18 protein-coding genes are annotated in these 21,260 nt (G+C 59.8%); 6 read left to right on the plus strand and 12 right to left on the minus strand.

What is annotated here, in order from left to right:
• Window positions 1-10: 10 nt before the first annotated feature.
• Entirely contained in the window at window positions 11-2,206 is a 2,196-nt protein-coding gene (locus MHJ63_RS05830; RefSeq protein WP_070490920.1) for a Stk1 family PASTA domain-containing Ser/Thr kinase, read from the plus strand.
• Between the two features lie 85 nt (window positions 2,207-2,291).
• On the opposite strand, the gene MHJ63_RS05835 is transcribed toward MHJ63_RS05830, so the two are convergent.
• Together MHJ63_RS05835 and MHJ63_RS05840 are read right to left on the minus strand one after the other, a co-directional pair.
• Entirely contained in the window at window positions 2,292-3,086 is a 795-nt protein-coding gene (locus MHJ63_RS05835; RefSeq protein ID WP_239446472.1) for a nucleoside phosphorylase, read from the minus strand.
• Between the two features lie 75 nt (window positions 3,087-3,161).
• Complete coding sequence (locus MHJ63_RS05840) at window positions 3,162-4,541, minus strand: class II 3-deoxy-7-phosphoheptulonate synthase (protein WP_239446473.1); 1,380 nt, start codon at window positions 4,539-4,541, stop codon at window positions 3,162-3,164.
• A gap of 136 nt (window positions 4,542-4,677) precedes the next feature.
• On the opposite strand from MHJ63_RS05840, the gene MHJ63_RS05845 reads away from it, so the two are divergent.
• The 3 genes from MHJ63_RS05845 (at window position 4,678) to MHJ63_RS05855 (ending at window position 8,065) form a co-directional block, all read left to right on the plus strand.
• Complete coding sequence (locus MHJ63_RS05845) at window positions 4,678-5,601, plus strand: alpha/beta hydrolase (protein ID WP_239446474.1); 924 nt, start codon at window positions 4,678-4,680, stop codon at window positions 5,599-5,601.
• Window positions 5,602-5,607: 6 nt separating this feature from the next.
• Window positions 5,608-6,138, plus strand: coding sequence for a hypothetical protein (locus tag MHJ63_RS05850; protein WP_239446475.1), 531 nt, complete (start codon window positions 5,608-5,610; stop codon window positions 6,136-6,138).
• 67 nt (window positions 6,139-6,205) lie between these two features.
• The gene (locus MHJ63_RS05855; protein WP_239446476.1) at window positions 6,206-8,065 is read left to right on the plus strand and encodes an AMP-dependent synthetase/ligase; all 1,860 of its coding nucleotides are present in this window, start codon (window positions 6,206-6,208) and stop codon (window positions 8,063-8,065) included.
• Window positions 8,066-8,103: 38 nt separating this feature from the next.
• On the opposite strand, the gene MHJ63_RS05860 is transcribed toward MHJ63_RS05855, so the two are convergent.
• Together MHJ63_RS05860 and MHJ63_RS05865 are read right to left on the minus strand one after the other, a co-directional pair.
• Window positions 8,104-9,537, minus strand: a complete 1,434-nt coding sequence (locus MHJ63_RS05860) for a mycothione reductase (RefSeq protein WP_239446477.1) — start codon at window positions 9,535-9,537, stop codon at window positions 8,104-8,106.
• A gap of 107 nt (window positions 9,538-9,644) precedes the next feature.
• A complete protein-coding gene (locus MHJ63_RS05865) occupies window positions 9,645-13,100 on the minus strand; it encodes a pyruvate carboxylase (RefSeq protein WP_239446478.1) in 3,456 nt (1,151 codons plus the stop codon).
• Window positions 13,101-13,593: 493 nt separating this feature from the next.
• On the opposite strand from MHJ63_RS05865, the gene MHJ63_RS05870 reads away from it, so the two are divergent.
• Window positions 13,594-14,460, plus strand: a complete 867-nt coding sequence (locus tag MHJ63_RS05870; protein ID WP_083285184.1) for a ParA family protein — start codon at window positions 13,594-13,596, stop codon at window positions 14,458-14,460.
• A gap of 255 nt (window positions 14,461-14,715) precedes the next feature.
• On the opposite strand, the gene MHJ63_RS05875 is transcribed toward MHJ63_RS05870, so the two are convergent.
• The 7 genes from MHJ63_RS05875 to MHJ63_RS05905 all read right to left on the minus strand — a co-directional run bounded on the left by MHJ63_RS05875 (window position 14,716) and on the right by MHJ63_RS05905 (window position 19,676).
• Window positions 14,716-15,249, minus strand: coding sequence for a MerR family transcriptional regulator (locus MHJ63_RS05875; protein ID WP_083289412.1), 534 nt, complete (start codon window positions 15,247-15,249; stop codon window positions 14,716-14,718).
• Between the two features lie 258 nt (window positions 15,250-15,507).
• A complete protein-coding gene (locus tag MHJ63_RS05880; RefSeq protein WP_052048660.1) occupies window positions 15,508-16,002 on the minus strand; it encodes a bifunctional nuclease family protein in 495 nt (164 codons plus the stop codon).
• Window positions 16,003-16,028: 26 nt separating this feature from the next.
• Window positions 16,029-16,829 (minus strand): transcriptional regulator FtsR, encoded by an 801-nt coding sequence (ftsR, locus tag MHJ63_RS05885; protein WP_338110380.1) that lies wholly within the window; start codon window positions 16,827-16,829, stop codon window positions 16,029-16,031.
• Window positions 16,826-17,278: an FHA domain-containing protein gene (locus MHJ63_RS05890; protein ID WP_070490934.1), complete on the minus strand. Its 453-nt coding sequence runs from the start codon at window positions 17,276-17,278 to the stop codon at window positions 16,826-16,828. Before MHJ63_RS05890 ends, ftsR begins: the two co-directional genes overlap by 4 nt.
• Window positions 17,279-17,362: 84 nt before the next feature.
• Window positions 17,363-18,214, minus strand: coding sequence for a hypothetical protein (locus MHJ63_RS05895; RefSeq protein ID WP_070507217.1), 852 nt, complete (start codon window positions 18,212-18,214; stop codon window positions 17,363-17,365).
• 50 nt (window positions 18,215-18,264) lie between these two features.
• A complete protein-coding gene (locus MHJ63_RS05900) occupies window positions 18,265-18,699 on the minus strand; it encodes an FHA domain-containing protein (RefSeq protein ID WP_035757547.1) in 435 nt (144 codons plus the stop codon).
• Window positions 18,699-19,676, minus strand: a complete 978-nt coding sequence (locus MHJ63_RS05905) for a diaminopimelate dehydrogenase (protein WP_239446479.1) — start codon at window positions 19,674-19,676, stop codon at window positions 18,699-18,701. The genes MHJ63_RS05900 and MHJ63_RS05905 overlap by 1 nt, the downstream gene beginning before the upstream one ends.
• A 136-nt stretch (window positions 19,677-19,812) precedes the next feature.
• On the opposite strand from MHJ63_RS05905, the gene MHJ63_RS05910 reads away from it, so the two are divergent.
• Window positions 19,813-20,355 carry a methylated-DNA--[protein]-cysteine S-methyltransferase gene (locus MHJ63_RS05910; protein ID WP_070507219.1) on the plus strand — a complete coding sequence of 181 codons (543 nt, stop codon included), beginning with the start codon at window positions 19,813-19,815 and terminating at the stop codon, window positions 20,353-20,355.
• Between the two features lie 131 nt (window positions 20,356-20,486).
• On the opposite strand, the gene MHJ63_RS05915 is transcribed toward MHJ63_RS05910, so the two are convergent.
• Window positions 20,487-21,260: a VOC family protein gene (locus tag MHJ63_RS05915; protein WP_070490942.1), complete on the minus strand. Its 774-nt coding sequence runs from the start codon at window positions 21,258-21,260 to the stop codon at window positions 20,487-20,489.

A 21,260-nucleotide genomic window follows, 5' to 3' on the forward strand; every position in this document is an offset into this window, starting at 1 on the left:
AGGTGTGACTATGCCAGGACGCCGCGACGTATTAGTTGGCGAAGTGCTCGATGATCGTTATCGCATCGAGCGCCGAGTTGCGCGCGGAGGCATGTCCACGGTGTATTTGGGTACGGATTTGAAGCTGCGCCGCCAGGTCGCGTTGAAGGTTTTGCATCCGCACCTTGCCGAAACCAAGGAATCCGTTGAACGCTTCGAGGCGGAAGCGATCTCGGCAGCGCGGTTGAGTGACCCCAACGTTGTCAATGTCTATGACCAAGGGGTTGACGGTTCCGAAGCCTACCTCGTCATGGAGTATGTTCCGGGCGTGACGTTGCGTGATGTCATGCGGACCCAGGGCGCGATGGCTCCGCGAGCAGCGCTTGAAGTCATGGAAGCGATCCTCTCCGGCCTCGCTGCCGCGCATGAAGCGAACATGGTGCACCGTGACATCAAGCCTGAGAACGTTCTTATCTCAGCGGATGGCCGCATCAAACTCGCAGATTTCGGTCTTTCCCGGGCCGCAAGCGAACACACCGCTACCGGCGGGCTGGTCGGCACTGTCGCTTATGTCTCCCCCGAGTTGGTGACCGGGCGCGGCGCAGATGAACGCACCGACATTTATGCGTGCGGCATTCTGCTGTATGAGCTTTTGACGGGACGGCAACCCTACACCGGGGAGACGGCGTGGGATGTAGCGATGCGCCACGTCAACGAGACGGTTCCCGCGCCATCGGTCACAGTGCCGGAACTGAACGAGGACTTCGATTATCTGGTTGCGTGGGCCACCGAGCAGCAACCAGATAAACGCCCGACCCACGCCGGGGATTTCCTCAACGCGTTGCGCCACGTGGAGCGTCACCTTTCAGAAGAGGACCTCGACTTAGGTGATGAACCGGTCACCCTGCATGATCTGGTGGTCGCTACACAGAACCTGTTGGCCCGCACCCGCCCGAGCGAAGACGAACTGACTGACGCCGGGGACGCCGCTGGAGCTAAGCACCTAGCGCAGAACAGTCACCAAGCGCAGAGCAGTGACGACGATGCGGCGGATAACGATGCGCCGACAACCTACGTTCCGCTTCCGCACGATGAAGGAACATCGGTTGTCACGCCACCTCCGCCAGATTCGGATACGACTGTGGTTCCGGAGGGCGGGATCCCGCATCATCAGCTGAGTTTGCCTGATGACACCCAATCGCACGAGATCAGGCCGGGTTCCTTCGAAAGTAACGAATCCGGTTCCGTAGCAGGTGCGGGTGCTTCCGCGGTTAAGACGGGACCACGCACGGGGCGCGCGGCACGCAAACCATCTGAATCCGTGTCCCGGCCGGGAACCAAACGGAAGGCTTGGTTCATCGCGCTCATCGTCTTCATTTTGGTCTTGGGTGCCGGCCTGGGTGCGTGGTGGTTCGGTTCCGGACCGGGCGCTGAAGTAGTGGTGCCTGATCTGAGGAACCAGACGGAAGCCAGTGCGGTATCCCAGCTTGACGAAGTCGGGACCCACGCGAACACGAGCGAGGACTACTCGGCCACGGTCGCGAAAGGCAAGGTCATAGCTACTGACCCAAAAGCCGGTGAGTCGGTCCGCCGGTACCAGGGAGTGAACCTGGTGATTTCGCGCGGACCGAGGATGGTGAGCGTCCCGAACCTCAACGGTCTGGACCGTAAAGCTGCACAAGCTCAGCTGGAGGAAGCCAATCTCAAGCTCGGTAAGGTGACCGAACGCCACAACGAAGCCAAAGCCGGCAAGATCATTGAACAATCTGAGGAGTTCGGCTCAAGCATCGCGGAAGCCTCAAAGATCGATGTGGTGGTGTCGTCCGGCCCTGCCCCTGTCGAGATCCCGCGTGTGCAGGGCCGCAACGAGTCCGATGCGAAAGATCTCCTCGAAGCCGCAGGTTTCACTGTGGTGGTCGGTGAAGCGGAGTTCTCTGACACCTACGAGGAAGGTGCGGTAATCCGCACCTCCCCTAATGGTGGCGAGAAAGTGGAACGTGGTAGCGAAATCGAGATGGTCGTCTCGAAGGGCCCTGACCTGGTAGAGGTCCCGAATGTGAGGTTCAAGAGCACGGACGAAGCCCGGCAGATCCTCGAAGACGCCGGATTCGAAGTGTCCGTTGAGGAAGGTTCCTTCGGTACAGTCCTCGATAACGTGGTGCAACAACGTCCGCGGGCCGGTGAGATGCTCAAGCGCGGCTCAACCGTTGTGATCGGCGTCGTCTAGCCCTCACGCCGTGTAGCTCTCCTCAGCCGTTTTGTCCTCAGCTGTCTTGCCCCTCAGCCGTTGAAGACCGGCGCCGGCTACTGACTTACAGCCGGGTTGCGGCCTCGATGGCGAGGTCGAGTGCGATGCCGCGGGAGGCTTTCCCCCAGCCGCGTGGGTCGTGCTGGTCGAGGTCGGCGAGCGAGTCAGCCGTGTAGAGAAGTTGCCCGTAGGTTGCGCCGCGGAAGCGGGATACTGCCGCGAGCGCTGAGCATTCCATGTCCACGACGTCGCATCCGGCTGCTCGGCGGCGTTCGATGATCGCCGGAGTTTCACGCAGGAACCCGTCGGTGGTCCATACGGTGACCCGTTCCCCGGCACGGTTCTGAGCCGCAAGTGCTGCCTCAACAGCTTCAATGCCGGCGGCATCGAGCTCAATCCAGTCTTCAGCTGGCAAGTATTTGAAGCTCGTTCCCTCGTCGCGCAGCGCACGCTCCGGGATGAAGAACACGTTCTCTTCTTGAGTGTCGAGCGCCCCGCAGCTACCCACTGCAATGATTTTGTTAGCGCCTAGCGCTACACCGAATTCGAGGTTCTGTGTTGCCGCGGATGCCCCCAGCGGAGCTAACACTACGCCGACTTCTACCCCGTTGTGTTCGGTGACCCAGTACGGGTAGTCGCGGGTGATCGAATCCAGCTCAACCCGGCATTCCCAGCCGCGTTCGTGCGCGAACTCGTCCACGGTGGGCCCCAGGAAAGCAAGCACGAGTCTCTCCGGTAGCGTGTTGGGGGCGTAGTCAGCCCGCCAGAACCCGCTGATGAGGTCGTTACGGTCCTCATCGCGATCAAACAGGGCGTACGGGCCGGTTGTGAGACCGGTCTCGGTGTTCTTCTCGCTCATGGTTCCCTTCCTCTGCCCCTCTTGTGAGCCCAGCTTGCGTGTTCGGCTCGTGTTGTTCGGTTCTACGGCTACGGGTTAACGGTGCGCTAGGCCATTGGCTACCTGGAACGCTAGTTCAAGGGATTGCGAATGGTTCAAGCGTGGATCACATACGGTTTCGTAGAGGTCATCGAACTGGTCTTCCCGGATCGGGTCTGCCCCGCCGAGGCATTCAGCTACGTCATCGCCAGTCATTTCGATGTGGAGACCGCCTGGCACGGTCCCGAGCGACTGGTGCACTTCGAAGAAACCCTTGACTTCGTCCATAACGTCTTCCACGCGGCGGGTCTTGTAGCCGTTGGAGCTGGTCACGGTGTTGCCGTGCATCGGGTCGGTGATCCACAAAACGTCTTCGCCAGCGTTCTTGACCGCTTCCACGATGGGTGGGAGCTTTTCGCGGATGTTGGTGGCCCCCATGCGGGTGATGAACGTCAAGCGGCCTGGGATGCGCTTGGGGTTGAGTTTCTCGATCAAACGTAGCGCGTCCTCCCCTGTGGAGGTGGGGCCAAGTTTGATCCCGAGCGGGTTTTCAACGTGTGAGAGGAAATCGACGTGCGCGCCGTCGATCTCGCGGGTGCGTTCACCGATCCACAGGAAGTGGGCGCTGGTCGCGTATGGGTTGCCGGTACGGGAATCGGTGCGGGTCAGCGCGCGTTCGTAGTCCAGTAGGAGCGCTTCGTGTGCCGCGTAGAAGTCTGTGCGCCGTAGCGCTTCGAAATCGGCTCCGCATGCATCCATGAAACGCACGGCACGGTCGATTTCTGCGGCGAGTTCTTCGTATTCCTGGTAGGCGGGGTTGGTCATGAAGCCACGGTTCCAGGAATGCACTGAACGTAGGTCAGCGAAACCGCCTTGTGTGAACGCGCGGATCAGGTTGAGGGTAGCGGCTGCAGTGTTGTAGGCCGTCACCATGCGCATCGGGTCTGGTTTGCGTGCTTCTTCAGTGAATTCGAAACCGTTGACGATCTCGCCCCGAAAGGTTGGCAGGGTCACCCCGTCGCGGGTTTCGGTCGAAGATGAGCGTGGTTTAGCGAATTGGCCTGCCATGCGCCCCATCTTCAGTACCGGCATTTGCGCACCATAGGTGAGGACCACGGCCATCTGCAGGATGGTTTTGACGCGGGCTTGGATTTTGTCTGCGGTTGCGCCGGCGAATGTTTCGGCACAGTCCCCGCCTTGCAACACGAACATTTCGCCGCGGGTTGCTCGCGCCAGTTGGTCGCGTAGCGCATCGACTTCGCCTGCGAAGACCAGCGGCGGCTTATTTCCGAGTTCAGCAACGGCACGTGCGTGGGTTTCGGTGCCCGCCCAGTCTGGTTGCTGTTTGATCGGTAGCGAACGCCACCGGTCCAGGGCCGGGTTAGCGGCCGGGCCTGTTTGGGATCCAGCGTCAGGGAATGTGGCGTTTGTCTGCATTTCTCTAGTCTACGGAGCCGAGTGGTGCGGGCATAAAGTCTTGCGTTCTAGGCGTAATACAGTCAACGCCTAGGGCACGCCGGTAGTGTGTCCACTAGCCACTCATGTCCGATGCATTTTCCAGAAAGGGCCATTGATGGGGACTCAGAATCACGGCGCTGTCCAGGGTCACGATGCCACGCACGACCACGGCGCTGTCCACGGTCACGATGCCACCCAGAGCCGCGGCGTTGCGCAGGGGCACAACGGCGTTGCGCGGGGGCAGTTCGTTGCCGGTACGAGCGGTGTGGGTGTTCTGTTGATTCATGGGTTCACGTCTAATCCGGCATGCTTGGGCGATTGGGGCAAGACCCTTCATGATGCTGGGCACACTGTTTCTATGCCCCTCCTTCCCGGCCACGGTACGCGCTGGCAGGATCTTGAGTCGGTGACCGTGGATGATTGGTGCCAGGCGGTGGAGAACGCTTACGATGCTTTGGCCGCTGAGTGCGATTCCGTTGCGGTGGGCGGCTTGTCGATGGGTGGGACGTTGACGGCTTATCTGGGTGCGGTGCGCCGCCCGGATCACTTGTTTTTTGTGAACCCTGCGTTCACATATCCACCTATGGCTTCGTTTGCGGGCGTCATGAAGAGGTTTTTGCCTACGGTTGGCTCAATCGGGGGTGACGTCCGCAAAGAGGGCGTTTCTGAGACCGCTTATGAACGGGTGCCTGTTACCGCGGTGGATCAGATGACGCGTTTAGTGGCCCGCACCCGTCGCATGTTGCCTGGGGTGGATGCCCCGATCACGTTGTTCCGTTCCACCGTGGATCATATTATTCCGGATTCGTCGGTGAGGGTTTTCTACCGTGCCCTTCAGTCTCGTGTGCGTGATCAGGTGCGTTACGTTGAACTCCGCAGCAGCTATCACGTAGCTACGTTGGATGAGGATGCCCCGCTGATCTTCTCGACGTCCCGAGATGAGGTTGATGAGATCGCTCAGCGTTTGCGTGCTTCTGGCGGCAAGCACAATTCTGGCGGCAAGCATGATGCAGTAACGAACACCGCGAAGGGTGTGTGAGTTGCGGTGAAGGAACGCCGTGATGACGATGCGGAGTGGGCTGATCTTGTAGCTCGCCTCGAGGCCATGGACCCGGGCGTAACAGATGCTGAAGCGCAGGCACAGCGGAAAGCCGAGGAGCTCGAGGAATTCTTCGCCTCTCAGCCGTTCTATCCCACCACAAAGGCTGACACTGATTCCACGGCTGAGCCTCCCTCCGAACCTAGCTCCGCTGTTCATTCTGCCGGCTCCGGTGCTCACCTTGCAGGTCCGCGGGATTGGTCTCCGATAGAGGATGCCGCTGGGTGGGGTGAGGACACTGATTATGTTCCTGAAGATCCGCCGTCGATTTTCTCTGGACGTCCAGACAGGGTTTTGGCGTGGTCCGTTGTGGTGGCCTTGCCGCTTGTAATACTCCTGCTGGTCATGTTCAAGGTGAGTATCGCGCCTTTCATGTGGTGGGTTTTCATCGCCGGTGAGCTGGGTGCCTTGTTGTATTTGGGCTGGACGTTACCGCGGCATCCTCGTGATCCATGGGATGACGGGGCGCGTGTTTAGCGATCTAAGAGACACCTGGTTACGCATCGGTAGGGGCAATGGCATAAAGTAGTAGGTAGCCAAAGTGATGCACATCACATTTGAGGTGGTGTGGCTCGTCCCGCACGCGATAGTCAGGAGTTTGCTTGTGGAAACCGTTTCTGTTCCGGCCGAGGTTGTGAACCCAGAAAACGCTACGTTGGTTCACCTGGTCGACCGTCATTTAGAGAAGAATGGCGATATTGCATTGTTCTCTAAACCGGACGGTAGCGACGGTTGGGTTGATGTTTCCGCTAGAGATTTCGCTGCGGATGCCAAGCTCATCGCACGCGGACTGATGCATTACGGTGTGAAGCCTGGAGACCGGGTCGCGTTGATGTCAGCAACGCGTTATGAGTGGAGCCTGGTCGATTTCGCTATCGCGTATGCCGGCGGTATTTCGGTTCCTATCTATGAGACCTCCTCCCCTAGCCAGGTCGCCTGGATTTTGAAGGATTCTGGCTCGCGGATCGTTATCGTTGAGAATTCCAGGCATGCCCAGGCTGTTAAGCGCGCTAAGGATTCCGAGTCGCTTTCTGAGATCTCAGAGACGTTGGTGATCGACGAGGACGGGTTGGATAAGCTGCGCGCTGCCGGCGAGAACGTCTCAGAGGAGCAGCGCGCTCAGCAGGAAGCTCCGCGGAAGAAGACGGACATCGCCACGATCATCTACACCTCGGGCACAACGGGGAAACCGAAGGGTTGCGAACTCACGCACGCGAACTTTGTGGACCTTTCAGACAACGCGGCGGCAGCGGTTCCCGGCGTTATCGCCCCGGACGCGTCCACGATCCTGTTCTTGCCGTTGGCACACGTTTTCGCCCGCTTCATCGCGTTGATGGCGGTCGGCGGTGGCGCACGCACCGGCCATACCTCGGATTTGAAGAACCTTCTGCCGGCGCTGGATTCGTTCAAGCCGACGTTCTTGCTTGTTGTTCCTCGCGTGTTTGAGAAAGTTTTCAACGGGGCGCAACAAAAGGCTGAAGATGGCGGCAAGGGCAAAATTTTCGCGCGTGCCGCGAAAGTCGCTGAAGAGTATTCGCGTCAGTCCCTTGAGGGTAAGGTTTCGCTGAGCACCCGCGTGAAGCACAAGATTTTCGATGTGCTGGTCTATAAGAAGCTGCGTGCCGCGATGGGCGGCAAGGTGACTCATGCGGTCTCTGGCGGTAGTGCACTGGGTGAACGTTTGGGCCACTTCTTCAACGGTATTGGCCTCACCGTGCTGGAGGGCTTCGGAGCTACTGAGACGGCGGCGCCTGTCACGGTGAACACTCCCGAGAAGATCAAGATCGGCACTGTCGGCCGCCCGGTCCCGGGCAATGAGATCAAACTCGGCGAGGACGGCGAGATCCTCGTCAAGGGCGTGTGTGTTTTCAAGGGCTACTACAACCGTGAAGACCTTACGGAGGACGCTTTCGTTGATGGTTGGTACGCCACGGGTGACCTGGGCACGATCGATGAGGACGGCTTCCTCACCATCACGGGCCGTAAGAAAGAGATCCTGGTGACGGCCTCCGGTAAGAACGTAGCTCCGGGCCTCATGGAGGACCGCGTCCGTAGTGTGCCGATCGTTTCGCAGTGTGTTGTGGTTGGTGAGGGCCGCCCGTATGTTGGCGCGCTAGTCACGGTTGATGAGGAAGCGCTGCCAGGCTGGCTCGAACGCCATAACCTCCCTGCCGACACCAAGATTGAGGACCTTGTAGAGAATAAGGATCTTCTCGCGGACATCCAGGAAGGTATCGATTCGGCGAACGACACGGTTTCGCGTGCTGAGTCGATCCGTAAGTTCCGGGTTTTGACGACTGACCTGACCGAAGAGACAGGGCATTTGACGCCGAGCCTGAAGATCCGCCGGCAGATTGTGTTGAAGGACTTCCAGGATGAGGTCGAGAAACTCTACAAACCTTAGTGAAGGCCTGGGCAGGGCCCCACTAAGGCCTCTGCGTCTTATAGCGGCGGGTTCTTTGGCGGCTGGGTTTCCAACCCTAGGAGCGCGTTTTCGACTACTTCGGTCAGTGCCGGGTGGATCCAATAGGGTGCCCGCGCCATCGTGTATGCGTCGGTTCCCAGCGTCATCGCTTGGATGAGCGGCTGGATCAGTGTTGGGGCCTGCTCCCCCATGATGAAAGCACCGAGGATCTTGCCCGTTGATTTCTCGGCGATGAGTTTCACGAGGCCTTCCTCATCTTCGAGTGCCCACCCGTAGGCGACGTCCCCGTAACGCTGGGTGTAGGCGATGACGTCGTTGGCGTCGCGGCCTTGGTCTTCCGCGGCACGGATCGCTTGAGCCTCAGTGAGACCTGCGGAGGCAACCTGCGGGTTGGAAAACACTGCGGAGGCGATGACGCTGTGGTCTACTGCACGCAGCTGTTTCGGGTTTTCCATGTTGTGGGAGACCACGCGGGCTTCGCGGTTAGCGACGTGTTTGAGCATGGCGTGGTTGGTGACGTCGCCAAGCGCCCACACGCCTTCTAGCGGTTTACCGTTAGAGAGCACCCGCATGTATTCGTCGGTTTGGATGAACCCTGATTCATCGGTGTCGAGTCCTGCGGCGTGAGCGTCAATCGTGTCAGAGTTCGGGACGCGGCCGGTGGCCATGAGCACGATGTCTGCGTTGAGGGTGAGTTTTTCATCGCCGCGGGTGAATTCTGCGGCGAGTTCGGCATCTCCGCCCACGCCGATGCGTTTGATGTCCCAGCCGCGGTGGATGTCCCAGCGCCGTAGGGCGGCCTGTGTGAAGGCATCGGCGATTTCGTCATCGAAGTGTTTGAGTAGTTGTTCGCCGCGCACCACTTGGGTGACTTCAACGCCCAGCCCGTGGAAGATCGCGGCGAACTCCGCGGCAATGACCCCGCCTCCGACGATCACCATGGTGCGTGGGAGGCGTTCGATGCGCATGATCGTATCCGAGGTGTGTACACCTTTGAGGTCCATGCCGCGCACCGATGGTAGTGAGGGGCGGGAGCCGTTGGCGAGCACCACGTGGTCTGCGCTGATCTTTTTGCCGGAATCGGTCACGAGTTTGTGCGGGTTCACGAGGCGAGCGTTCTCCTCGTAGAGGTCCACGTTCTCAAGCTCTTCGGCACGGTATTTACGACCGGCTTCTGAGATCGGGTCGATGCGGCCGAAGATCCGGTCACGGATTTTCGCCCAGTGCACGGCGTCGACGTGCATGTCGATGCCGAGCTTACGGAGGTGTTCGGTTTCGGCGGCCAGTGTTGAGGGCACCACGAACATTTTCGTGGGGATGCATCCTTTGTTGAGGCAGGTTCCCCCGAAGACCCCGCCGTCGATGATGGCAACTTTCTTGTTGTCCCAGAACGGGGTCACAAGCGAGTTACCTGAGCCGGAACCGACGATCACCAAATCGTAATGAGTCATGCCTTCATCTTCGCATGGAGGGCCAGTCATGTTCGCATGCGGGCCGCTACTGTGGCGCAGCCTCGGTCCCTTTCCTAGGGCCGAGGCTGCGCCACAGCGTTGGGTGTTTAGTCGCGTTCGAATTCGACGATGAGGTCGCCGCCGTTGACTTGCCCGGTCCCGTCGATCAGTACGCGGCGGACTACCCCACCGGTCGGTGAGGTGATCGCAGCTTCCATCTTCATTGCTTCGATGGTTGCTACGCGGCCGCCGCGGTCCACGGTATCGCCTGGTTTGACGCGAACGGTGACTGCACCTGCGAATGGTGCGGCCACGTGCGCCGGGTTGTCGGGGTCGGCCTTTTCGGCTTGTTCGGCCCGAGCCTCAACCGAGCGGTCACGAACTTGAATGTTGCGTGATTGGCCGTTGAGTCGGCAGTGAACGGTCCGCATGCCGTGTTCATCGGCTGGCGAGATCGCTTCGATGCTTGCCAGCAGGCGCACACCTTCTTCAAGCGGGATGAGTGATTCTTCGCCGCGTTCCGGGCCATAGAGCCAGTCGCGGGTTTCGAGCACGGAGAGGTCGCCGAACTCTTCTTGCTTCTGCTTGAATTCCTTGGTTGGCGCGGGGAAGAGCAAACGGTTGAGGGTCTCCCGAACGGTCTCATCCTCGCCTTTGAGGGCTTCGGCATCCTCAGCATCCAGCGGCACCACGGAGACGTCTTTCGCACCCGCGGCGAGCGCTTTGCTGCGGAATGGTTCTGGCCAGCCTCCTGCTGGTGTCCCGAGTTCTCCGGAGAGGAATCCGACCACGGATGCTGGCAGGTCGATCAGTGTTGGGTCTTGCTCGAAATCGGCTGGGTCGACGTTGGCGCCTACGAGCGCGAGCGCGAGATCGCCCACAACCTTGGAGGATGGGGTGACCTTGATGAGGTGGCCGAGGATCTTGTCAACTGCCGCGTAGGCTTCTTCGATTTTTTCGAACCGGTCAGCCAGCCCCAGTGAGATCGCTTGTTGCCTGAGGTTGGAGAGTTGTCCGCCGGGGATTTCGTGGCGGTAGACTCGCCCGGTTGGTGAGCTGAGTCCGGATTCGAATGGTGCATAGACCTGGCGTAGTGCCTCCCAGTATGGTTCAAGGTCGGATGCCGCGGTCATGGACAGCCCGGTTTCGTGGTCGGTGTTGTCGGTTGCGGCGATGAGCGCGGACATGGATGGCTGGGATGTGGTGCCTGCCATCGCCGCGGATGCGACGTCCACGGCGTCGACGCCAGCTTGTGCGGCAGCGAGCAGGGTTGCTAGTTGGCCGCCTGCGGTGTCGTGGGTGTGGAGGTGGACTGGTAGGTCGAAGCGTTCCCGTAGTGCTGTCACGAGTCGGGTTGCTGCGGCTGGGCGCAGCAGGCCTGCCATGTCTTTGATTGCGAGGATGTGCGCGCCGGCGTCGACCATTTTTTGGGCGAGTTCGAGGTAGTACTCGAGCGTGTAGAGCTTCTCTTCAGGGTCGAGCAGGTTGCCGGTGTAGCAGAGTGCGGCTTCTGCCACGGCGGTCCCGGTTTTGCGTACAGCGGCGATGGCCGGGGTGATTTGGTCGATGTCGTTGAGGGCGTCGAAGATACGGAAGATGTCCACGCCGGCTTTCGCGGCTTGTTCGACGAACGCTTCAGTGACTTCTTGCGGGTATGGGGTGTAGCCGACCGTGTTGCGGCCGCGCAGCAGCATCTGGATTGGAATGTTCGGTACTGCGGCGCGGAGGAGTTCGAGGCGTTTCCAGGGATCTTCACCCAGGAAGCGCAACGCGACGTCGTAGGTTGCCCCGCCCCACGCTTCGATCGAGAGTAGTTGTGGGAGGGTGTGGGCTACCGCGGGTGCTGCGGCGAGCAGGTCGCGGGTGCGTACGCGGGTTGCCAACAGCGATTGGTGTGCGTCGCGGAAGGTCGTGTCTGTTACGGCTAGGCCTGTGCGCGCGCGTAGGGCCTGAGCGAAACCTTCAGGGCCTTGCTCATCGAGCACTTGTTTCCAACCGTCGGCTGGTGCTGGACCGCTGGCGGTGTCGAATGGGGATGCTTCCGGGTCGTTGAGGGTGTGGCCCGGGTAGGCGGGTAGTTTGAGTGCGGGGTTGATGATGTCGGGGCGTGGACCGTGGGGCTGGTTCACGGTGACGTCTGCGAGGTAGGCCAGTGCTTTGGTTCCGCGGTCGCGGCTTGGCTGAATGTCGGTCAGGTCTGGGTGGCTGTCGAGGAAGTCGGTTGCGACAGGCCCGGCCTGGAATTCGGGGTGGCTCAGCACGTTTTTGATGAACGGGATGTTGGTCGCCACGCCGCGGATGCGGAATTCGTCGAGTGCGCGGAGGGCGCGACGGATCGCGATGTCGTAGGTCGCCCCGCGGGTCGATAGTTTCACGAGCAGTGAGTCGAAGTGTGGCGAGATTTCGGCGCCCGCATAGATGGTGCCGCCATCGAGGCGTACACCGGTGCCGCCTGCGGAACGGTATGCGGCGATGGTTCCTACGTCGGGGCGGAAGCCTTGGGCTGGGTCTTCGGTGGTGATGCGGCACTGCACCGCGGCTCCCCGCGGCTGGATCGTGTCTTGGCTCAGGCCGAGGTCGGCGAGGGTCTGACCCATCGCGATGCGCAGCTGAGCTGCGACGAGGTCGACGTCGGTGATTTCTTCGGTGATGGTGTGTTCAACCTGGATGCGTGGGTTCATCTCGATGAACACGTATTCGTTGGCGCGTTCGCCTTCGGTGTCGAGCAGGAATTCGACGGTTCCCGCGTTGCGGTAGCCCACGGCCTTCGCGAACTTCACGGCGTCTTTGAGGATCGATTCGCGCACCTTTGGGTCGAGGTCTCGCGCCGGAGCTACTTCAACAACCTTTTGGTGGCGGCGCTGAACCGAGCAGTCACGTTCGTAGAGGTGAATCGTGTTGCCTTCACCGTCGGCAAGGATTTGGACTTCGATGTGGCGGGGCTTCAGCACAGCCTGTTCGAGGTAGACGTTGCCGTCACCAAACGCGGTTGCGGCTTCGTTCGATGCGGCTTCGAGGGCGTCACGGAGGTCTTCGATTTTCTCAACGCGACGCATGCCGCGGCCACCGCCGCCCGCGACGGCTTTGACGAAGATCGGGAAGCCGATTGTCTCGGCCTGGCTGAGTAGGTGGTCGATGTCTTCTGACGGGTCGGTCGAGGCGAGCGTTGGGATGCCGGCTTGCTTGGCGGCGTTGATCGCAGCGACTTTGTTGCCGGCAAGTTCAAGAACTTCGGCTGGCGGCCCTACGAAGGTCAAACCTTCTTCGGCAGCGCGGCGAGCAAGGTCCGGGTTCTCGGACAAGAACCCGTAACCTGGGTAAATAAAGTCCGCTCCGGAGGACTTCGCTACTCGGATGATCTCTTCAACATCGAGGTAGGCACGCAACGGGCGGCCTTCTTCGCCGATGCGGTAGGCCTCATCGGCTTTCTGCCGGTGAATGGATTTACGGTCTTCCCACGGATATACGGCTACGGTGTCCATCCCTAGTTCAACGACGGCTCGGAACGCGCGGATCGCGATCTCACCACGATTAGCGACCAACACTTTGCTTTTCTGCTTCACAGCCAAGCCTCCTTGTATCTAGGCCACACTGGTGCAGCCGTCTTGCTCGAAGAAAACGTATCTCTGCTGGAGAGGTAGCGTCCGTGGACATATATCCAGATGGCAACATCTTATATAGATTCCTGAAATATCCTGGCTCGGGTTCACATAAGCGCTCGATGTTACGGGGCCAGCCTCGGTTCCGTGCCCTATCCCGGGGCCCTACCCCGTGCCTTATCCCGGGCCCTGCCACGGGGTGCGGACACCGGCGATGCAACGAGCTTCGCCACCGAACACAACGGATCGAAAAAACCTTCCGGAACACAGCGGGAATCAACCCGAGGCTTAGAACCCTATTAGATATGATGTGAACAGTGTGTTGCGCATACAGGCTGGCGTGGATCTGCAGGGTTTCCCTGCGGTTGCCCGGCTCGAATACATCGTGGCGGTAGCCTAGTGAGCGCAACATAACTGCGTGCTTCATGGTTCCGTCTCATCAAGGATGTGTTTGCTTGTGCAGATCATCAGCGTGTCTTCGCTGAAGGGAGGCGTCGGTAAGACCTCCGTCACCTTGGGTTTGGCTTCTGCCGCTCTCGCCGCTGGAGTTCGTACCCTGGTTGTTGATCTTGATCCTCACGCGGACGCATCGACTGGTTTGGGTGTTTCGCCCAACGCGACGGAACCGATCGGTGAGCTGTTGAAGTCCCCGAGGAAGGCTTCGATCGATTCGGATCCCGCACCTTCCGCGTGGACCGCGCGCGAGCAAGCCAACGGCAACCCGAACGCGGTTTTGGATGTTCTGCCAGGGTCTGCGATGACCGGCTACTATGACCGCCCAGACATCCGCACGCGCGATCTGAAGCGTCTTCAGCGTGTACTCGAGGGCGCGGAAAAGCATTATGACCTCGTGTTGATTGACTGCCCACCTTCACTGTCCGGGTTGACCCGGATGGCGTGGTACACCTCCGATGGTGTGCTCTTGGTGGCCGAACCGGCGCTGTTCTCTGTTGCGGGCACCGAGCGCGCACTACGTGCACTGAAGCTGTTCCGTGACGAGTTCCATACCACGATCGACACCTACGGCGTGATCGCGAACCGTTACCGTCGTGACTCCTCGGAGCATGCGTTCCGCTTGAACGAGCTTTCCGTGATGTTCGGCGAAGGCTTGGTTCAGCCTCCGATCCCGGAGACCCCGAACTGGCAGCAGATTCAGGGGGCCGCTTATGCGGTTCATCATTGGCCGGGAAGTGCTGCACGTGACACGGCCGGGGCCTTCGAGGAAGCGTTGCGCACTATCGCACCGGATTTGCCGCAGCTGAAGGAAGAGAAGAAGAAAAGGAACGCTAGCCGCCGCGGTAGTGGACGCCGCAGCCGCCGCTAAGATACTCGGCCGCGCGGCTGCCACCCTTATCACTCCTGCCATACAGTTCCCGCCACATAGCTTCCGCCAACACCTTCTCCGCTGGAGGGTTCTCTCCCGCACATAGGATCTCTTGACTTAGAAACGTGCATTAAACGGCTGTGGGGCTGAGACGACAATTCGTCTCAGCCCCACATCCGTTTAAGTTCTGTTTCTGCCTTACCTGTGGCAGGGTAGGCCAGTTAGGCTACGTGGCTAGTCCGCTGGGGTATCTGTTCAGGAGGCAGACTTGCGTGCCCGGTGGCGTGCGAGTTCGTCCTCTGGGTGTGCAACGGGTGTTGGGTTGTCTTCGTTGCGCGCATAATCAACCGGTAGCTCGGAGATCGAGGATTCAACTTCGCGCCACACTCGCCCCACAGCGATACCGAAGACGCCTTGGCCGCCCTGGACCAAGTCGATCACTTCGTCAGCCGAGGTGCATTCATAAACCGATGCGCCATCGGACATAAGGGTGATCTGCGCGAGGTCGTCTACCCCGCGTTCACGCAGGGTCGCGACTGCAGTGCGGATCTGTTGGAGGGACACGCCGGTATCCAGCAGGCGCTTCACAACCTTGAGAACGAGCACATCGCGGAAGCTGTAGAGCCGTTGCGAGCCGGATCCTGCGGCGGTCTGCACGGTTGGTTCAACAAGCCCGGTGCGAGCCCAATAGTCCAGCTGGCGGTACGTGATTCCAGCAGCTTTGCATGCGGTAGGTCCGCGGTACCCCGCAGCTTCATCTAACACAGGGAGGTCGTCATCGAACAGCATTCCCTGGCTTCCGGGCGCCACATGGCCTACATCCGGGTGGTCTACGTCGCGAGTCACGTACGCTCTCCTTGCGTTCAAATCTTCGAGAACTGGGTCGGCTCTAAACCTTGCAGTTCTCGGATGCGAGTGATGTGAGACAACAAGGTCGTAAAGAGGAGACTCTTCTAGTTAAGAAACTAGGCCGAATAAGCCCCGTGGTCAAAGACCTTCATGTTTAACTTGAAGGCGTGTCGCGTTCAATCTCTAAAAGCTGACGGGTCAATCCTTGAAATCCGAAGGGTCGAGGCCTTCCAAGAATTCTTTGAATTCCTCAACTTGAGCCTCAGTTGCGCCGGGGTCTTCGTCCACAGGGCGCACTACGCCTACATGATCCAGAAGCTCGCTCGTGATCAGGATCGGCACGTCCAGCTGCAACCCTAGTATCACGGCGTCGGATGCGCGGGAGTCCACTTCACGGCCGTTGTCGAGGTCGATCCGGGCGTGGAAGGTCATGTCGTCCACGTCCACTATCCGCACACGCAAGATGTTGGCATCCAGGGCATCGACTATGTCCAGCAGGAGGTCGTGCGTGAGGGGGCGTTTGGCGGGGCTTCCATCCAATAAGTTGGAGATCACCGCGAATTCAGCTGAGCCGATCCACAACGGAAACACCCGGTCCCCAGTGATTTCATGCATCACCACAACGGGTTGCTGCGAAGGCAACTCGATCAACGCGTTCTCTACAGAAACGGCTCGATAACCTTCTAACGTCACAGAAACACTCCCTGGTTGGGCGTTCTCTAGCGGTCGAAATGGTCGATGCGGCTGTGCAGCATCGCGCGGTGAAGCACTGATAGCGCCTCGGCCATCGTCTCGGCTTGGTCAGCGGCGCGCGCGGAGGAGGTCGAGTCGCGGCGCGGATGCGATGAAGTCACGACTGATTCGATGAGTGCGGCTTCTCGTTCCGCGGCGGTACGGACCAGGCGCAGGTGGCGCGGCTGAACACCGTACTCGGCTAGACGCAACGCGGCAATGACGCTCTGTAAGGCGTTCGAGCCGAAGAGTTCATCCTCACCGGCGGCGATCATGCCAAGCTCAACCAGCTCATCGACGAAAGCGACCGATGCTCCTGCACGGCCAGCCAACTCGGCGCGCGTGAGCGGGCGCACGTGGCCTGCGATCTGTTCGGCTTCCACCTCATCAAGTACGCGTGGAGCGATCGTAGTTCCGCCAGGCAGAGCTTGCGGGTTCTCCCCCGCATCGACCGCATCGAGGTGTTCTTTGATGACCTTCAACGGAAGGTACTGATCCCTCTGTAGCGCGAGGATAAACCGCAGACGTTCAACATCCGAGGAGGTGTACTTGCGGTACCCGGCTGCGGTGCGGGCCGGGGTGATGAGGCCTTTTTCTTCGAGGAAGCGAATCTTCGAGGCCGTCACTGCCGGGAAATCATCTTGCAGGATGGCTAGGACATCGCCGATGTTCTTGACGCCTTTACGCGGTGCGCACGCAGGTTCTCGGCTCGGGCCGGTAGCCGGCGCCGCTGCCGCGGCAGCCGAGCTTCGACCCAAAACTACGTCAAGGCTTCTGTGTCTTGTCACTGCTCTGGAAGTGGCTGGTAGAACTTCAAGACATACTTACCGATGCGCACCTCGCTACCGGAACGCAGCTCTACTTCGTCAACGCGGTCGCCGTTGACGTAGGTGCCGTTGAGGCTCGAGGAGTCAACCACACGGAACACGCGGCCTTCCCGGCGGAATTCGGCGTGCTTGCGGGACACGGTGACATCGTCGAGGAAAATGTCTGAATCCGGACGGCGTCCTACCGTGGTCACGTCCTTATCCAGCAGGAAGCGTGCGCCTTTGACTTCACCCTCGTTGGAGAGCAGTAGCGCTGAATCCTGTGGAAGAGCCGTTACTGCACGGCGTTCTTCTTCAGACAAACGGTATTTTGCAATGACCTCGTCGCTGACTGGTGGCAGGGCGACTGAGGTTGTCTGGGTGGAGGGTTCCACGCCATATCCGCGGCCATCCGCTTGGCCCTGAGTCATGACCACTCCTTCACTCGTGTTAACAACTGTCACAACCTTATCGCATGCTGAGCGTTTGCTTTGACCCAACTATCTTTCACAGCGTCACAACCAGAAACCAGCTGTGTTCAATTCTTGGGCGCTAAGTTCTATAACCTTACCGTCAGCGGCCGGATCAATACAGATCGCTAGGCCTGCTGGCAGGTATCGGCGGAACCATTCAACACTGGTTTGAGCGGCTCCAGCTTGCGGCTGAAAACGGAACACTTCAAGCGCTGATGTGAACAAGGGGCAAGCCACAACACCGCCGGGTGGCGCGCCGGCATAGCCTGCCACGGCGGCATCACCCGCCGAGGCACCGTTGCCCACACCGACGCCATCAGCTGGTTTGTTAACCAACTGCGGATACGGCTGCTCCCCCGGCCGAAGCCCGCTGCCGGGACTGAGCATATACACGATCTCGGCGCCAGGCTTGAGAAGCTCCTGGATCACTTCCCCCGCCGGGTGTTGATAGCCTTCCTCGCCCCGACGTAGCGCCGCTTTGAGACGGCCGAAACGCGAATATCCTGCCACGTATTCATCAACAGGGTAGATAGCGATACCCGCTTCTTGCGGGTCTAATACAACGCAATGATCAGGATGCCGCGCAGCAAGGTATTCCAGTAGTTCATCCCCGAGCATGATGTTCACACCCGGGATTTCTTGCAACCCGATTCTGGCACACCACGCAGGTACTGCCTCGCGCCTGGTGTGCGCCGGAACCGCGAGCTGACCCTCATGAACATAGGTCACCGGTTGCCCGAACTCGTTGACCGGCACGGCCACATAGGCCCCGTAGAACTCCGAAAGCAACCCCATCCATTGGTGTGGAGCTGGCTCTGCGAGCCACGCGGATACGGCGCGCTGCAAGTAGTGGGCACAGAGCCGGGCGCCGTGGGCAGTTTCGTACTGGTCCATAGTTTTTCTACCGTAGAGTTTCTCTACCGTGCCGCTCCTACCGTGCAGGTTTAATGCTGGAGTGTTGTCCGCAATCCAACGTCACCTAACCAGATGATGTCGCCATCTTCAAGCGGTTCGGGGTTCTCTTCAACAGAAATATAGTCCTCGCCGCGTTGAACAAGGGTACCGTTTCCTGACCCGGCATCGCTCACTGAAGGCGGGGCGGACGGTGTCACCCACAGCTTCGCGTGCACGCGGGAGACACTTTTGTGCGGGTCTTGAACTGGCACACCGATCACGCCTTCTTCCCCGGCGTGCTCCCCGGGTTGCCGGCCGATGAGCGCGTCAGCTGTGATACGGACGCGGGCACCGTCCGGGTGGGTCAACTCAACATACGCGCTATCCGGCGGTAGTGGATCCCACACGGGCAGGGAGCGGGCAACACGGTTCAGGGTCTCCGGCGTGGTGACGTCCACCCCGCCGGATTCAGGTTGATGCGGCATTAGATGTCTCGCTCTACGAGCTCATCGAGGGAGGTCGGCGAAAGCAGATATGGCGGAACTTCAAGAACCGTGACCGCTCCTTTGCGACCTTCAGCAGCCAAGCGTGCCGCCGCGCGGCCGTAAGCGACCTGTACTGCTGCGGTGAAATCCGGATTGGCTTCCAGGTCCAGTGAATATTCGATGGTGGCTCGGCTACCTTCGAGGTCACCGGTTGTGATCACGCGGCCGCCGTGCGGCATTCCTTGGTGGTCACGTAGGAACTCTTCTTCAGAGATGAAGTTCACTTCGGTCTTGTATGGCTCGAAGTAATCCGGCATGGTCACGATGGTCTCGCGGATCCGCTCATGCTCGGATTCCTCCGCGACGATGTAGCAGCGGCGCTCATGCGCCTCATACTTGTTGATGTTCTCGCCTTCGCCTGCACGGGCGGCTTCGATCGCGTCCGTTGCTGGAACGGTGTACTGGACGCCATACTTCACGCCTTCTACACGGCGGACCGCATCCGAGTGCCCCTGCGATAAACCGGTTCCCCAGAAGCTGTTCTGCTGGGCTTTCGGGAAGAATGCCTCCCCCATCGTACGGTTGAGGGAGAACATTCCCGGATCCCATCCTGTGCTGATCAATGCGACGTTGCCGCCCTTCTTGGCGGCTTCATCCATGGCTTTGCGGTGCTGTGGGATCAACGTGTGGTTGTCGTAGGTATCAACCGTGGTGAAGTTCTCGGCGAATCCGGGCGCTTGCTCCGGGATGTCAGTTGCGGAGCCGAGGCACAAGAACAGGACATCGATCTGGTCCGAGTATTCGGAGGCTTGCGCTGCCGGGAAGACTGGAGTTTCGGTTTCGAGGGAATCACGGCGGGAGAAAATGCCGACCAATTCCATGTCGGGTTGCTGCTGGATAAGCTTTTCAACACTGCGGCCGAGGTTGCCGTAGCCGACGATGCCGGTGCGGATAGTTCGTTGCGTTTCTGTAGTCATTTTGAGTGCCCTCCGTATGTTGTGTGAAGCCATATGGCGGTTCACCTGACGAACTATTCTAAAACCACACACTTATTTGGTCCTTGATGTGACGACGCACGGCGTCATCTGCATCACAAAGCCCGGGAGTATGAACATGTCTCAACCGTTGCTTGGTGTGGCCGCGGTAGCTGAACTTCCATCTGCCATCGGGACGCTCGTGGTCTCAGCGACGCCTTTAGGGATTGCTCGCCTCGAGTTCAAGCACCGCGTTACCTCGTGTGCAGAAGATGGGATAGAAAGCCTACTTTTAGAGGCCGAGCCTGGGCACCGTGAGCAGGCTCAAGCGTGGGCGGATGAGGCTGTGAAGCAGCTCGATGAGTATTTCATGCTCAAACGGGAGGGGTTCGATGTCCCGCTGGATGGACCGCACGGCGATGGGTTCCGGGTTAGAGCCCAGCGGGCGCTCTCCCAGATTCCTTACGGGTCTACGCTCACGTATGCGCAGCTAGCTGAGGCGGCCGGTAACGCCTCTGCGGTACGCGCCGCGGGTACCGCGTGTGCCAGCAATCCGTTGCCGATACTGTTGCCTTGTCATCGTGTGGTCCGATCAGATGGTCGTCTCGGCGCATACCTAGGTGGCGAGCAAGCTAAGAAGCATCTGCTGCAGATGGAAAGCGTGGGCCTCACAGGCCGCTAAATCTGCGCAGACACCCACCAGCTACAGCAAACACGGCGTCACTGCGCAGGCCCTGCTGGCTGTGCTGTTAAAACAGTTGGTGCACATCCTCAACGAGGGTGTGCACCAACAACCGCTTGTCTCCAGTCTGTCTAGAGCACGGGGTATCCGGAGCCGATCAGGAAGCGTGCACCGCCTGGGTCGATCACGGATGCGACTGCGCCGATGTTCGTTTCGGTTGGGAAGCTTGCGGCGCGTCCGCCGAGGTGGGCGACTACATCGATTTGTGCTGCAGCGTTAGCGACACCCCAGTAGATACGCCAGGTTGCCGGGATGTTGTCTTTGAGGACTTTCGAGGCGTTCATGATGCCGGCTACCGGGCCTGACTCTTCGCCCTGCAGGGTCACGTATTCGTGGCCGACGACATCAGATACGTTTTGGACTTTCCAGCTATAGACGTCTTGGAAGAATTTGACGGTGCCTGGGAAGTTCCGTGAGTAGAGTTCGTGCCAGTACGGGGCGCCTGCCTTGTAGTAGACCTCGTAGCCTTGGTGCTCGCCGATCTCCAAGAGGCCCATGACTGCGGCGAGCTCACCTGGGCTGTCAGCCACCAGTGCGACCCGGCCGAGGCCTGGACGGTTCTGGGCTTCTTCGAGGACGACGCCGCCGGCTTCTTTGACGCGTTCGATTGCGTCATCGACGGAGGCTACAGCGATGTAGGTGATCCATTCGTCCGGACGGGACTCATCCACTTTGTCGACGATTGAGGCGACGGCGCGGCCGCGGATCAACGCGGTGGTGAGTCCCTCACGGTCTTCGTATTGCCATTCGAGTAGGCCCGTGTAGAAGTCGAGGGCTTCGCGCCTAACAGATGTCCGGAGTTCGAGCCAGCATGGTTGCCCTTCGATAAAGCGACCAATCTCCAT

This window comes from Pseudoglutamicibacter albus (genome assembly GCF_022346425.1).
GTDB classification, from domain to species: Bacteria; Actinomycetota; Actinomycetes; order Actinomycetales; family Micrococcaceae; genus Pseudoglutamicibacter; species Pseudoglutamicibacter albus.

Bases quoted from the DNA above. Each gene is read 5' to 3' on its own strand.
- MHJ63_RS05860 (WP_239446477.1), bottom strand. From the start codon at position 9,537: ATGACTCATTACGATTTGGTGATCGTCGGTTCCGGCTCAGGTAACTCG.
- MHJ63_RS05830 (WP_070490920.1), top strand. From the start codon at position 11: ATGCCAGGACGCCGCGACGTATTAGTTGGCGAAGTGCTCGATGATCGT.
- MHJ63_RS05900 (WP_035757547.1), bottom strand. From the start codon at position 18,699: ATGCCGCATCAACCTGAATCCGGCGGGGTGGACGTCACCACGCCGGAG.
- MHJ63_RS05890 (WP_070490934.1), bottom strand. From the start codon at position 17,278: ATGACTCAGGGCCAAGCGGATGGCCGCGGATATGGCGTGGAACCCTCC.
- MHJ63_RS05835 (WP_239446472.1), bottom strand. From the start codon at position 3,086: ATGAGCGAGAAGAACACCGAGACCGGTCTCACAACCGGCCCGTACGCC.
- MHJ63_RS05845 (WP_239446474.1), top strand. From the start codon at position 4,678: ATGGGGACTCAGAATCACGGCGCTGTCCAGGGTCACGATGCCACGCAC.
- MHJ63_RS05910 (WP_070507219.1), top strand. From the start codon at position 19,813: ATGTCTCAACCGTTGCTTGGTGTGGCCGCGGTAGCTGAACTTCCATCT.
- MHJ63_RS05895 (WP_070507217.1), bottom strand. From the start codon at position 18,214: ATGGACCAGTACGAAACTGCCCACGGCGCCCGGCTCTGTGCCCACTAC.
- MHJ63_RS05905 (WP_239446479.1), bottom strand. From the start codon at position 19,676: ATGACTACAGAAACGCAACGAACTATCCGCACCGGCATCGTCGGCTAC.
- MHJ63_RS05875 (WP_083289412.1), bottom strand. From the start codon at position 15,249: ATGCTGTTCGATGACGACCTCCCTGTGTTAGATGAAGCTGCGGGGTAC.
- MHJ63_RS05840 (WP_239446473.1), bottom strand. From the start codon at position 4,541: ATGCAGACAAACGCCACATTCCCTGACGCTGGATCCCAAACAGGCCCG.
- MHJ63_RS05915 (WP_070490942.1), bottom strand. From the start codon at position 21,260: ATGGAGATTGGTCGCTTTATCGAAGGGCAACCATGCTGGCTCGAACTC.
- MHJ63_RS05855 (WP_239446476.1), top strand. From the start codon at position 6,206: ATGCACATCACATTTGAGGTGGTGTGGCTCGTCCCGCACGCGATAGTC.